Below are 13,149 nucleotides of genomic sequence, written 5' to 3'. Positions count from 1 at the left end.
CGCTCGCGAGTTCGACCTGCATCCGCTCGCCGTCGAGGATGCGCTCTCCGGGCACCAGCGCTCGAAGGTGGAGCGCTACGGCGACACCCTGTTCGCCGTGCTGCGCCCCGCGCGCTACCGCGATGAGCAGGAGTCGATCGAGTTCGGCGAGCTGCACCTGTTCGTCGGCCCCGACTTCGTGGTGACGATCCGGCATGCCGAGTCGCCCAACCTCGCCGCCGTGCGCGCCCGCATGGAGGCGAACCCCGCGCTGCTCGCGATGGGCCCCGAGGCCGTGCTGTACGCGATCCTCGACGAGGTCGTCGACGGGTACGAGCCGATCGTGGCGGGGCTCCTCAACGACATCGACGAGATCGAGGACCAGCTCTTCGGCGACGGCGACGACGACAGCGCTCTCTCCCGCCGCATCTACGAGCTGTCCCGCGAGGTCATCAACTTCCAGCGCGCCGTGCACCCCCTGAACGGGATGCTGGAGTGGCTGCGCCGCGGTTCCGAGAAGTACCGCATCGACGAGGAGCTGCAGCGCTCCCTGCGTGACGTGCTCGACCACACGATCCGCGTGAACGAGAAGATCGACTCCTTCCGCGCGATCCTCGAGAACGCGCTGACCGTGCACTCCGCGCTCGTCGCCCGCCGGCAGACCGAGGCCGGGCTCGCGCAGAACGACGAGATCAAGAAGATCTCCTCCTGGGCCGCGATCATCTTCGCGCCGACGCTGGTCGGCACGGTGTACGGCATGAACTTCGATGTGATGCCCGAGCTGCACTGGGCGTTCGGCTACCCGATGGCCATCGGTGCGATGGTCGCCTTCGCCGTCGGTCTGTTCGGGGTGTTCAAGTACAAGAAGTGGCTCTGATCGCCAGGGCGGAGTCCGTCGTGGGGTTCGTCACCGCCGCACGGAAACGGCGGTGACGGCCTGCTGCTTCCGGCAGCAGACCTGATGGAGACTGGGTTCACGCAGAGGGATTCCGAGGGGTTGTCAGTGATCACCGCCACGTACAGGCAGCAGTACATGAAGGCCTATGCCGACGACAGCGCGAAGGGTCGAGGCCACTACCGGGATGTGACCGCGTATCTGGATGCCTGCCGCAAGATCTTCGACGACTACTGCGACGGCAAGCCGGCAGATCAACAGGTCCACACGTGGCGCGGGCTGCTGCGGGTGCCGTGGAAGCTGGCCGCGCACGACGCGCTTCTGGCTGAGGACATGCCTGCCCTGAACGATTCCCTGTTCCACTTCGCCGTCGCCGAGGGCTGCCGGAACTGGACCGGTTCCACCCCCGACTACGCCTACCCCACGGTCAAACGCGTCTTGGCGGCGGGGATGTTCGATCGCGTGCCGCTTCTGCTGCCCGAGGAGTTCCTGGACCGCGGCACGTGGGCACCCATGGCCTCCGTGGTCATGGTCCTCTGGCACGGGCGTGAAGACCTCGCACCGTCGGTGCGGGTGCGCGCTCACCGCCACCTGGAGCGAAAGCAGCCGAAGCTGTACGAGGCGGAGTTGAGGTACCTGCTCGCGCTGCTCGACGAAGACCCGGAGGAGGCTTCCACGCAGCTGAACAACTACGTCAACGCGGTCTCGCGTGTCTCCGAATCGGGCGTCGGAGCGTTGGAGAAGCTGTTCTGGCCCTTCGCCCACGGACTGTACAACCTGGCGTGGAAGGTCTGGCCGGAAGACCGGGCCCGTTCGATCCGGCTCCCCGAGCACGAGCGCTTCTGCGACGACCTGGCTCTCTGGCAGAGCGAGAACGGCTTCCCGGCCGGCACCGTGCGCATCAGCTACCCCGAGCCGCTCGGGCTCGTCAACACACTGCTGGCCATCACCCCGCCGCCGCTGCATCTGCTCCCCCACGAGGATGCGTTCGACGAGGCCCGGTATCGCGCCGAGCTGACCGCGGCGGTCCTCGCCTCGCACGGCCGGAGCTGAGCGACGCGGGCGCACCGTCGTTCCCCATCACGAAGCGGGCGCGATCGGCAGCATCACTCGAGTGGCTCGCCCGTGCTGGCGAACCGAGGATCGTTCCGTCTGGCGAAGCTCCGGGCGCTCTGCGCCGACAGGGCGAGCAGGACGAGGATGTCGAGGGCGACGCTGGCGAGCGAGGTCTGGAACGTGACGGGGATCCCGGCGTTCCACCAGTCCAAGAAGACGACGATGATGCTGAGCGAGGCGAAGCTCATCGCCACGATGCGGGCCCAGTTCGCCCCCGCGAAGACGAGGCCGGCGAGCACGCCGTAGAACACGTACCAGACGCCGAGCGCGCTCAAACCGATGACGAGGAGGAGATCGGCGACGTCTGCGGGCACCAGCAGGCCACCATCGGCGGAGGCGAAGACATCCTCCCTGATCGCGCTCCAGTTCAGCACGTAGATGAGGATCGAGATGAACCCCCAGATCACGCGGAGCGACATCAGCACGGCACCGAGCCCGGTGGCCAGCGGACGCCTCACGACAGCCCCCGCAGCTCAGTGACCGGCGCCTGGTCGTCGGGCTCCGTCATGGCGGCTGTCGGCTGCGCCTTCGTGACGTGGCGGAGATCGATGACCGGCAGGTCGCCGTCGGTGTGGATGCTGTCACCACCCCCGTTTCGGGAGTGATAGCCCGTGGAGAAGTCGCGGATGATGACGATGCGCACCCCGGCGTGGGCGTCCCGCAGCGTGCGGACGATGTGATCGCGTTCGATGTCGATGTCCGCATCGATCTTGTGCGTGACCTGCAGGGTGAACAGCGAGAACCCGACAGCACGGTCGAAGGTGCCGGCGGCCACCCAGTCCACGCGGTGCCCGCCGGGCAGCATCCACCCCTCGGGACAGCGCCAGAACCTCACGTGGTGCCGCTTGGCCGGGTTGCCCTCGACCTCCTGCTGATACGCGAGATCCTGTCGACGACCGAACAGGAAGAGCGGGCTGACGGGCGCCTCGTCGTAGCTGCGCCGCAGCACGGTCGACTGCACGATGCGCCAGGTCGACGCGGCGGTGATCTCGTCGGCGCGCGTCCATCCGGCCTCGGCCATGCATCGGGTGAGCTGCTCCTGCGTGCCGAGGACCGCGAGGTTCACCGGATCGCCGAGCAGGCCGTCGCTGGTTCGGGCGCGCCCGATGAAGTAGCTTGGCACGTAGATGCGCGTGAGGATGGAGTGCAGTCTCGGCAGCACGAGGTAGGCGAGGAGCAGCCAGAAAGCGATCGCGAAGGCGATGGCCCACCAGCCCCACGAGAACGCCTCGGTGATGAGGAGGTAGGCGAGCCAGATCGCGGCGACACCGGCGAAGACGAAGAAGGCATCGTCGAGAGCCGCGTTGACGGAGAACCGCCGACGCTGGACCAGAGGATCCCGCCTCTTGACTGGTTCCGCCATGTCCACATCCTAGGAAGTGCCCGCACCGGTGAGAAGACGCTGATCGCGCACCGCTCGACGCGGCTGTTCAGCGCGTCCGGGATTCCGTCATGGCCAGGGCATCGGCGGCGCGCACGAGCGCGAGATGGGAGAACGCCTGCGGGGTGTTGCCGAGCTGCCGCTGCGCCACCGGGTCGTACTCCTCGGAGAGCATCCCCACGTCGTTCGCCAGGCCGCACAACCTCTCCATGAGGTCAGCCGCCTCCCCGCGCCGTCCGGTCAGGGCATACTGCTCGACGAGCCAGAACGAGCAGGCGAGGAACGCCCCCTCGGTTCCGGCGAGCCCATCCACTCCCGTCGCGGTGCGATACCGACGTACCAGCCCGCCCGAAATCAGTGTCTGCTCGATGCGCTCGACCGTCGCCAGCATCCGCGGGTCGTCCGGTGGGCAGTAGCCCACCTGCGGAAGAAGCAGCAGCGAGGCGTCGACCTCGGTCGTCGCGTAGTGCTGCACGAAGTGGCCGTCGACGACGCCGTCGCGATCGATCTCCTCGCGCATCCGATCGCGCAGCCCACGCCAGCGCTCCACGGGGCCTTCGAGGCCGTACTCCTCGACCGCGAGCACCGCGCGGTCGAACGCCGCCCACATCATCACCCGAGAGTGGGTGAAGAGACGGGGCTCACCACGGATCTCCCACAGCCCCTGATCGGGGCGATCGAGCTGCTCGGAGGCGAACCGCAGCAGCTCGCGCTCCAACGGCCAGGAGAAGCCCGACTCGTTGAGCCCCGCCGCCCGCGCCGCCGACAGCGTCACCAGCACCTCGCCGACGACATCCGCCTGATACTGGTCCGCCGCGCCGTTGCCGATCCGCACCGGCGTCGACCCCTCGTATCCGGGGAGATTCGGCAGAGCCCGCTCCGGAAGGTCTCGCTCGCCCGCCGGGCCGTACATGATCTGGAGATCGGCGGGGTCTCCGGCGACGGCCCGCAGCAACCATTCCCGCCACTGCCCGGCCACACCGAGGAAGCCGTGGGCGAGCAGCGCCTCGAGCGTGAGGGCGGCATCGCGCAGCCAGACGTAGCGGTAGTCCCAGTTGCGCACGCCCCCGATCTCCTCGGGCAGCGCCATCGTCGCCGCGGCGGCGATACCGCCGGTCTCGTGGTTGGTCAGCGCCCGCAGGATCAGCAGCGACCTGACCACCTCGTCGCGGTGCGGACCGTCGTGCGAGATCCGATCCGCCCAGTCCTGCCACCAGGCCTTGGTGTCGCCGAGCTCCTTCTCCACCTCGAGCGCCGGCGGGACCTCGAGGTGCGAGGGGAACCAGGTCAGCTGCAGGTCGCGCACCTCTCCGGCGGCCACCGTCAGCTCACCCCGGTGCTGATGGTCGATCGGCTTCAGGGGTGCACCGCGCAACGCGACGGCATCGGGTCCGCCCATCGCGACCAGACACGGCTCGCCGGGCGATCCGACCTGACGCACCCACGGCATGACCCTGGCGTAGTCGAAGCGGATGCTCAGCCGCTGCTCGAAGCGCATCGACCCCTGCACGCCGACGACCCTGCGGATCAGGTCGGTGCGCCGGATCGCGGTATCGGGGTCGAGTCCGATCGGCATGAAGTCGTGCACCTCCGCCACTGCTCCCGCGCTCTCCCAACGGGTCACGAGAACGAAGGTGTCCTCGTCGTATCGCCGGGTGCTCACGGCAGCAGGGTCGGTCGGGCGCAACAGCCATCGCCCATGGGACTCGTCTCCGAGCACGGCCGCGAACGTCGACGCCGAGTCGAGCCGCGGCAGGCACAGCCAATCGATGCTCCCCGCGCGGGAGACGAGCGCCGCCGTGCGGCAGTTGCTCAGCAGGGCATAGTCCTCGATGCGTGCGCGCACCTCGAGGTCGGGGGTGTCCGTCCTGTCCATCGCCTGCTCGTCCTCCTCCGTGTCCGACTCAGCGTTCCTGCCCGCGGATCGCCCTGACCAGTGCGGGGATCCCGACCATCGCGATCACCCAGAACACGCCACCCCAGATCAGCGCGTCACCGGCGAACGAGGTCCAGTCGTACTCCGTCGGATAGCTGATCCCGGTGCGGCCGGTCAGGCGCAGCGCCACCTCTTGCGGATACGCGACGAACGGGTTGGACGAATGATCCTGTGTGATCCAGGGAAGAGGGAAGCCGAAGCGGACGGAGGCGAGGTCGGCGTCGGCGTGCACCGGGACACGCTGGCCGACACTGATCCACCACGTCACCACGACGCCGACCGCGGCGGACCCGAGCACCGACAGCACGGTGCTCGGGTTCGCCGCTCTGCGCCGCTTCGGCGGATCGGAACGAGGGCTCGCGGTCTCCACGGGAGCGGACTTACGCCGGCGCTGCGCTCTCGTCGGGACCGCTGATGTGGTCGAGCAGGTCGTCGAGCGTGTCGAACGCGATGGTCTCCGAACCGTCGAGCTCTCGCACCTCGACGCCGTCGACCTCGAGATCGTCGTCCAGCTGCACGAGGATCCGTGAGTCGGGGAACTGCTTCGGTGCGAGGAAGGCGAGCAGCACGGCGTCTGCGAACACCACGACCGACGTGGCCTCGAGGTCGTCGCGCAGGTCGATCTGCTCGACCACGGGCTCGTCGTCCACCGCGTCGTCGATGTCGGCGGCCACCTCGTCGATGATCGCGCGCCAGCGCGACTCCCCCACCGAGAGGATGCGCGAGACCGCGGCGATCAACGCATCGTGATCGACGTCGTCGCCCTGTTCATCATCGTCTTCGAGCTCCGGGTCGACGTTGACGTTGACCACGGTGCCCGCCGCGTCGATGCTCGCGCGCCCGTAGACCAGGCCGTTCTCGGCGAGGGGATCTTCGAGCAGTCCGCTCTCGACGATGCGGGCCAGGAGGGTGTCGAGCGCAGGCGAAGTCATGCCTCCAGTCTTTCGCATCGAGCGCGGGCGTGGGCGGTCATCGCGCACGGAGCAGCGGAGCCAGGAGCACCCCGATGGCCGCCAGGCTCGCAGCCACCACCAGCACCCCGGCCGCCCCGTTCTGTGCGTAGGCCATGCCGGCGACCACAGGACCGGCGAAGGCTCCGAGATTCAGTGCCGCGGTGGCGTAGGCGCCCCCGAGCACCGGAGCACCCGACGCCTGCCCGACGATGCGAGCGATCAGCGCCGAGCCGACGGCGAACGACAGCATGCCGCCGGCCGCCGCACCGATGAAGACGCCGGGCACCGCATCGACGCACGCGGCGAAGACGATCCACACCGCGGTCGTCGCCACGGCGCCGACCCGGATCCAGGTGCGCTCGATGCCGGCGGCCCACCGACCGGTCGCGGACACCCCGAGGAAGGCCCCCACACCGAAGGCGGCGAGGAGCGGAGGGATCCAGGAATCACCGACGCCGGCATCGGTGCCGATGACCGCGAGGAATGTGAAGACGCCGAAGGTCGCGGCGTTCACCACGACGGCCATCACCACGGCGACGAGCACCGGACGACGCCGAAGCTCGGCGAGCTCCCCGCGCACAGCGATCCGCGGCGAGCGCGCGACGGCGACGAGGGTGCGATCACGCAGCAGGGCCACCACGGCGGGCAGACACAGCAGCACGACGGCCCAGAAGGTCGAACGCCATCCGTGGGCGTTCGCCAGCACCGCGCCGGCAGGAACTCCGACGATCGTGGCCAGAGTCGTGCCGGCGAGCAGCACCGCGACGGCACGTGTCGTCTGCGCCGGCTCGACGATGACCCGCACGGTCGCCAATGCGATCGCGAGGAACCCGGCATAGGCCAGCGCCGCGAACACCCGGCTGACGAGCAGCACCCAGAAGGACGAGACGAGGGCGCCGACCGCATGCGCGGCGATGAAGGCGAGGAGCAGCAGCACGAGAGTGCGCCGCGGTGCCCATCGGCTGGCGAACACCGCCATGATCGGGGCGCCGATCACCATGCCGACCGCGAATGCCGACGTCAGCAGCGCAGCGGTGGACGGATCGACGTCGAGGTCGGCCGAGAGGGGAAGGAGAAGGCCGGCGAGCATGAACTCGCTGGTGCCCTGGGCGAAGATCGCCAGGGCCAGGACAGGGACGAGCAAGGGCATGGAGCATCCAGACACGAAGACGCCGCTCGAATCGCTCAGGGCGAGGAACAGCGGGCGAGAGAAGGGTCGACAGGGATGCGGGGAGCGCACGACGTACACTCGACCCGCGATCTACGGTCTGTCGGACTCAGGGCTCACCCCTCCACGGTAACCCACGCCACGCGGCCGATAGGCTCGGAGCCGTGTCGAACGCCGATTCCCCCGCCTCCGCCTCCGCCGCATCCGACCTCCGCCGCATCGCCGCGTCGCTCGCAGCACCCGCACCGCTGAACTGGGTCATCACGGGCGACTCGATCACGCACGGCCTGGTGCACACCCAGGGCGGGCGCAGCTATCCGGAGCACCTGCACGAGCTGATCCGCGGTGAACTGGAGCGCGTGCGCGATGTCGTGCTCAACACCGCGATCAGCGGCAACCGCATCGTCGACCTCCTCGACGACTGGGATCGCCGCGTCGCGTCATGGCGGCCCGACGTCGTCACCCTCATGATCGGCACGAACGACGCCTCCGACGGCGGACCGCGCGAGGTCATCACCGCCGACGACTACGCGGCTTCACTGCGTGACTTCGTCGCTCGGGTGCGCGAGCTCGGCGCCGTTCCCGTCCTGCAGACACCGCCGGCCATCGACGTCCGCAACGCCCCGGAGCGGGCCCGCATCGGAGAGTTCGCCGAGGCCGTGCGTCAGGTGGCCGCCGGCGAAGACGTCATCCTCGTCGACCAGTACGCCCGCTTCGCCGAGCTCGGCGCCGGCGGAGTGCCGTGGGGACTCATGAACGACCCGTTCCACCCGAACGCCGAAGGCCACGCGGCCCTCGCGCTCGAACTCGCCCACGCCATCGGGATCCGCCCCGAAGGCCCTCGCGCACGCACCTTCGCGCTGCTCGAAGGACTCGTGGCGACCGCTCGACAGAACGCATAGGCGGCCCAGACCCCCTCACCCGTCGTGGACGAAAGACCTCTGGACGCAGCCGCAGGCCCGCAACTAGGTTGAGCGCATTCACACTCGTCGGAGAGGTGGGGGCATGTCTCACGTGGTGGCAACAGGGGCCGGCAAGGCCATGATGGAGCGGCGGAACGATCCGACGCACGACTACATCCTCGGACTCACCGGCAAGGAGCGACCCCGGGTGCTCTTCGTCGGCACCGCCACGGGTGACGACGCCGCGTACATCGTGAGCTTCTACGCCACCTACGACTCCGACAGGTGCGCGCCGCATCACCTGCCCCTCTTCCACCGAGCGGTCGACGACCTCGCCGGTTTCGTGAAGGGCTTCGACGTGATCCACGTCGGCGGGGGCAACACTGCGAACATGCTCGACGTGTGGAAGCGCCAGGGTCTCGACGAGATCATGCGCGAGATGTGGGAGGACCCCGACTCGAACGTGGTCTTCACCGGGGGCAGCGCCGGCGGTATCTGCTGGTTCGAAGGCGGGACCACCGACAGCTACGGCCCGACGCTTCAGGTGATGCCCGAGGGACTCGGGTTCCTGCACGGCAGCTTCTGCCCGCACTACGACGCCGAGGACCAGCGCCGCCCGCTCTTCCACGCCTCCCTGTTGAGCGGTGAGCTCTCCACCGGGTACGCGGTCGGCAACCTCCAGTCGCTGCACTTCGAGAACTCCGCGTTCGTCACCGCGGTCAGCCCGGTCGAGAACCCCCTCGCCCTGCGCGTCGAGGCCGTCGACGGGAAGATCGTCGAGACCGAGCTTCCCACCACCCTGCTCACCGGGAGCGCCCCGATCGTGAAGGGGCCCTCGTCATGAACGACAACGTGTGGATCCTCATCGCCGAGCTGCTCGTCGTCATCGGCGCCATCTACATGGGCACCCGCACGAGCGGGATCGGACTGGGCGTCTGGGGACTGGTCGGCGTGGCCGTGCTCATCTTCTTCTTCGGAGAGGCCCCGGGCAACGCCCCGGTCGATGCGGTCTTCATCGTCATCACGGTGATCACCGCGGCCTCGACCATGCAGGCGGCCGGCGGCATCGACTGGATGGTGTCGGTGGCGGCGAAGGTCATCAGGCGCCGGCCGAGGTCGGTGGTCTTCCTCGCCCCGGCGATGTCGTTCCTGTTCACGGTCGGCGCCGGCACGGGCAACATCTTCTACCCGCTGCTTCCCGTCATCTACGACGTCTCGTATCAGCAGAAGATCCGCCCGGAGCGGGCACTCTCGGTCTCGGCCGTCGCCTCGCAGGTCGGCATCCTCTGCTCTCCCGTCTCGGCCGCGACCGCCTCGATGGTGGTGCTGCTGGCCCCGCAGGGCGTCGATCTCGGCGGGCTGCTGCTCATCATGTGGCCGGCGTCGATCGTCGGACTGTTCGTCGCGGCGCTCGTCATGATGCGCCACGGCAAGGACCTGGAAGACGACCCCGAGTTCCAGCGGCGTCTCGCCGAGCACCAGATCACGCCGCCCGAGACCGACGCGCACGAGAAGAAGCTGCCCCCCACCGCCGTGCTCTCGGCATCGCTGTTCCTCGCCGGCGTCGGCGTGATCGTGCTCTTCGGCCTGTTCGAGAACCTGCGTCCGGTCATCGGCACCGACGACGCGGGCGATCCGGTGCGCCTCAGCGTCACGGTCATCATCGAGGTCGTGATGGGCATCATCGCCGCCCTCATCTTCGTCTTCTGCAAGGTGAAGGCGGCAGATGTGCCCAAGCAGCCCACCTTCCCCGCCGGTATCGTCGGCGCCATCGCCCTCTTCGGCATCGCCTGGTTGGCCAACACCTTCGTCGCCGCGAACCAGACCCTCATCGTCGATGGGCTCGGAGCCGTGGTCTCCGGGTCGTCGGCGTTCCTGGGTGCACTGCTGTTCGCGCTGGCCCTCTTCGCGGTCGCGATGCTCACCACCAGCCAGTCGAGCGCGACGAACGCGATCGTGCCGATCGGCATCACGATCGGCCTGCCCGCCCCGCTCCTGGTGGGCCTGTGGCCGGCCGCGATGGGCATCTACACGCTGCCGGCCAACGGCAGTCAGGTCGCCACCGTGGCCTTCGACCAGACCGGCACGACCAAGATGGGGAAGTTCGTCTTCGACCACTCGTTCCAGCTGCCGAACCTCATCTACGTGGCCGTCGCAATCATCATCGGCGTGCCTCTGTCGTTCCTGTTCGCCTGAGCCGCCCCCGAAGACGTCACCTCGACGAGCCGCCGGGCGATATCGTAGGGACGGGACCTGGGGAGGTGCAGTGTCGTCTTTTGCCGTGCAACGGGACGGGTATCTGCCGCGGGTGTCGGCGCATGCGGTCAGCCGCCCCCGCCTGACGGCCGCGCTCGAGACCGCGTCACCGCTGACGCTGATGCGCTCCGCATCCGGGTCGGGCAAGACGACCGCCCTCGTGGAATGGGCGTCCGCCACCGCGTCCCACGTCGTGTGGATCACCGTCACCCCCGCCATCGCGACCGAAGACGCCCTCGCCGGCGCCCTGCTACGGGCCCTGCCGGAGGCGGATCCCGCGCACACCGCCGCCGGAGAGGAAGGCTGGGCCGCCGTGACGGCACGGCTGCGCGCCGTCGATGCTCCTCTGGCCCTGGTGCTCGATGACGCGGCCGCGGTCGACCGCGAGGGCGTGTTCGCCCTGTGCCGTGCCGTGGCCACCGCCGCGATGACCCGGCTGATCGTCGCCACCAACCGCCCCAGTCCCTTCGACAGCGAGGGCCTCGACCTCGTGATCGACACGACGCTCATCACCCCGGAACAGCTCATGTTCGACACCGACGAGATCCGTCGTGCTCTCGACGTCGACGAGCACACGGCCGCCGCCACGCGAGAGGCGACGGGCGGCTTCCCCGCCCTCATCCGGGCTCTCGCGCTGCGCGGCGCCGCGGTGGATGCCTCATCGTTGCGCGCCGCGACCACCGTGATCGAGGACTACCTGCAGGATCGGCTCGCCGAATGCGCCTTCGATCCTCAGGCCCTGCAGGGACTGCTGCGGATCAGCGTCACCGACTCGGTCGACCTTCCCCTCGCGGTGGCGCTCACCGGCGACTCCGAGATCGCGAAGGCCCTCGACCAGGCCGAGATGTTCGGCTTCGGCCGCTGGTCTGCCGACGGACGCAGCAGCTTCGCCCTCACCCCCCTCACCCGAGGCATGCTGCGCCGTGAACTGCGCCGGACCTTTCCGGACGAGGTCCCTCAGCTGCGACGCGTCGCGGCGGAGGGGGCGGTGCGCCGCGACATGCCCCTCGAGGGGCTGCGCCTCGCGATGGACGACGACCTGCGCCTCGCCACGCATGTGACGATGTCGGGGTGGAACCGCCTGCTCCACCGCGACCGGCATGCCGTCGTCGACCTGCTCGGCGACGTGCCGGTGTCACGGCTCAAGGAGGAGCCTCTCGTGGCCATGCTGCTCGGGATGTGCCTCAAGCCCAATCGCCTCCGCCGCCAGCGCGGGCTCCAGCTCCTGCGCATCGCGGTGGCAGCGGCGGATGCCCGTCGGACCACGCTCTCGGCGACGGAGCGGATCTTCATCTGGGCCGCCGAGAGCGCATCGCTGCGAGCCATCGGCCGACCCGAGCGCGCCGCCCAGGTGGCCGCACGCGCACTGGCCCTGTTCACCGAGACGCCCGAGTCGCAGTGGCAGCAGTACGCCTGCGACATGCCCCTCCTGTGCACCCACCTCGGCATCTCGCTCTACGACGGTGGACGACGAGACGACGCCGTTCACATCTGGGAGCAGGCGACGGCGCTCGCCGCAGCGCACGGCAACAAGAACGCCTTCCACGGCATCTGCCTCCTGGCCGGGGTCCACGCGCTGAACGGTGACCTGCCGGAGGCCAGGCACTATGTCGCTCTCATCCGCGACGGTGACTGGGACCCGGCGCTCCTCGACAGCTATCGGAGCACGTTCTACCATGTCGCCGAGGCGATGCTCGCGGTGGAGGACGGCGATGTCACCGCAGCCAAGCGGCACATCCGCTTCTTCGAGCCGTACCGGGCGACCAGCGAGCACTGGACCACGATGGCCGCCGTCGAGGCGTGGGTCGCTCTGCACGACGGAGAACCCGCAGCCGGACTGGAGCGTCTGGAATCGTTCGTGCGCCTCCGAGGGAAGGAGGCGGGTGCAGCCCACGTGCGCCAAGCATTGGCTCAGCCGCGCGTTCTGCTGCACCTCGCCCTCGGTGACGTGAGCTCGGCCCGGAGCGTCCTGCAGCGGGATGCGGTCGCCGATCGCTTCGGCACGGTCCTCAAGCGTGCCCGCCTGGCCCTCATCGACGGCAAGGCCGCCGACGTGGTCCGACTTCTGGGACAGACCCGCCTGCGCCCCTCGACGGCCAGAGAACGCGCAGAGGCGGCGGCGGTGCACAGTGCCGCCCTGCACCGCGTCTCCTCCGCGGCCGCGCAACCCTCGAGCGAGGCGCTGAGCGTGCAGCTCATCGACCGGGGACTCACCACCCCGCTCGTGCTCCTGAGCGCCGAGGACTTCGGCGCCGTGCGGGCCGACCTCGACCCGACGGGCCGTGGGACCTTCCCCCTGCGATCCGCGTTGCCGTCGTTCGCGACGCGGCCACGGCTGTCGTCCCGCGAGCAGATCGTGCTGCGGGCCCTGACATCGGGCGCGTCTCTGCCGGTGATCGCGGACGAGCTGAACGTCTCGCAGAACACCCTCAAGACCCAGCTCCGCAGCATCTACCGCAAGCTGGGCGCCCACAACCGCACCGAGGCGATGGAGCAGGCAGCGCGCCACGGTCTGCTCCCCGAGTGAGAGGGCGACCGGGCGAGACACCGCCCGGGAGACGCG

12 protein-coding genes are annotated in these 13,149 nt (G+C 69.2%); 6 read left to right on the top strand and 6 right to left on the bottom strand.

Annotated elements, in window-relative coordinates:
• The coding region (locus ASC55_RS12080) for a magnesium and cobalt transport protein CorA (RefSeq protein WP_235563362.1) at positions 1-856 on the top strand (856 nt) is incomplete at its 5' end.
• A gap of 126 nt (positions 857-982) precedes the next feature.
• On the top strand, positions 983-1,927 hold the full coding sequence (locus tag ASC55_RS12075) for a hypothetical protein (RefSeq protein ID WP_055875747.1): 945 nt from the start codon (positions 983-985) through the stop codon (positions 1,925-1,927).
• Between the two features lie 53 nt (positions 1,928-1,980).
• Here the strand turns inward: ASC55_RS12075 and ASC55_RS17345 are convergent, their stop codons facing one another.
• The 6 genes from ASC55_RS17345 to ASC55_RS12050 form a co-directional block, all read right to left on the bottom strand.
• Positions 1,981-2,448, bottom strand: coding sequence for a hypothetical protein (locus ASC55_RS17345; RefSeq protein ID WP_017830068.1), 468 nt, complete (start codon positions 2,446-2,448; stop codon positions 1,981-1,983).
• Positions 2,445-3,353 carry an LssY C-terminal domain-containing protein gene (locus ASC55_RS12070; protein ID WP_082524325.1) on the bottom strand — a complete coding sequence of 303 codons (909 nt, stop codon included), beginning with the start codon at positions 3,351-3,353 and terminating at the stop codon, positions 2,445-2,447. Before ASC55_RS12070 ends, ASC55_RS17345 begins: the two co-directional genes overlap by 4 nt.
• Before the next feature lie 67 nt (positions 3,354-3,420).
• A complete protein-coding gene (locus tag ASC55_RS12065; RefSeq protein WP_055875744.1) occupies positions 3,421-5,247 on the bottom strand; it encodes a glycoside hydrolase family 15 protein in 1,827 nt (608 codons plus the stop codon).
• A gap of 28 nt (positions 5,248-5,275) precedes the next feature.
• Positions 5,276-5,677 carry a hypothetical protein gene (locus ASC55_RS12060; protein WP_055875741.1) on the bottom strand — a complete coding sequence of 134 codons (402 nt, stop codon included), beginning with the start codon at positions 5,675-5,677 and terminating at the stop codon, positions 5,276-5,278.
• A 10-nt stretch (positions 5,678-5,687) separates the two neighbouring features.
• Entirely contained in the window at positions 5,688-6,239 is a 552-nt protein-coding gene (locus tag ASC55_RS12055; RefSeq protein ID WP_017830064.1) for a hypothetical protein, read from the bottom strand.
• A gap of 37 nt (positions 6,240-6,276) precedes the next feature.
• Complete coding sequence (locus tag ASC55_RS12050) at positions 6,277-7,410, bottom strand: MFS transporter (RefSeq protein WP_055875738.1); 1,134 nt, start codon at positions 7,408-7,410, stop codon at positions 6,277-6,279.
• A gap of 182 nt (positions 7,411-7,592) precedes the next feature.
• Between ASC55_RS12050 and ASC55_RS12045 the strand changes: the two genes are divergently transcribed.
• The 4 genes from ASC55_RS12045 (at position 7,593) to ASC55_RS12030 (ending at position 13,113) form a co-directional block, all read left to right on the top strand.
• A complete protein-coding gene (locus ASC55_RS12045; RefSeq protein WP_055875735.1) occupies positions 7,593-8,330 on the top strand; it encodes an SGNH/GDSL hydrolase family protein in 738 nt (245 codons plus the stop codon).
• Between the two features lie 103 nt (positions 8,331-8,433).
• Positions 8,434-9,174: a peptidase E gene (locus ASC55_RS12040; RefSeq protein ID WP_055875732.1), complete on the top strand. Its 741-nt coding sequence runs from the start codon at positions 8,434-8,436 to the stop codon at positions 9,172-9,174.
• Positions 9,171-10,526 (top strand): anaerobic C4-dicarboxylate transporter family protein, encoded by a 1,356-nt coding sequence (locus ASC55_RS12035; RefSeq protein WP_055875729.1) that lies wholly within the window; start codon positions 9,171-9,173, stop codon positions 10,524-10,526. Before ASC55_RS12040 ends, ASC55_RS12035 begins: the two co-directional genes overlap by 4 nt.
• 70 nt (positions 10,527-10,596) lie before the next feature.
• Positions 10,597-13,113 (top strand): helix-turn-helix transcriptional regulator, encoded by a 2,517-nt coding sequence (locus ASC55_RS12030; RefSeq protein WP_235563361.1) that lies wholly within the window; start codon positions 10,597-10,599, stop codon positions 13,111-13,113.
• Positions 13,114-13,149: the final 36 nt, after the last annotated feature.

Source organism: Microbacterium sp. Root322 (genome assembly GCF_001425645.1).
Lineage (GTDB): Bacteria > Actinomycetota > Actinomycetes > Actinomycetales > Microbacteriaceae > Microbacterium > Microbacterium maritypicum.
Note: the sequence above shows the minus strand (reverse complement) of the source record. Positions and strands in the feature narration are given on the sequence as shown.

What these genes read in the sequence shown, in the direction of transcription:
- ASC55_RS12070 (WP_082524325.1), bottom strand. Translation starts at nt 3,353, where the DNA reads ATGGCGGAACCAGTCAAGAGGCGGGATCCTCTGGTCCAGCGTCGGCGG.
- ASC55_RS12065 (WP_055875744.1), bottom strand. Translation starts at nt 5,247, where the DNA reads ATGGACAGGACGGACACCCCCGACCTCGAGGTGCGCGCACGCATCGAG.
- ASC55_RS12055 (WP_017830064.1), bottom strand. Translation starts at nt 6,239, where the DNA reads ATGACTTCGCCTGCGCTCGACACCCTCCTGGCCCGCATCGTCGAGAGC.
- ASC55_RS12050 (WP_055875738.1), bottom strand. Translation starts at nt 7,410, where the DNA reads ATGCCCTTGCTCGTCCCTGTCCTGGCCCTGGCGATCTTCGCCCAGGGC.
- ASC55_RS12040 (WP_055875732.1), top strand. Translation starts at nt 8,434, where the DNA reads ATGTCTCACGTGGTGGCAACAGGGGCCGGCAAGGCCATGATGGAGCGG.
- ASC55_RS12035 (WP_055875729.1), top strand. Translation starts at nt 9,171, where the DNA reads ATGAACGACAACGTGTGGATCCTCATCGCCGAGCTGCTCGTCGTCATC.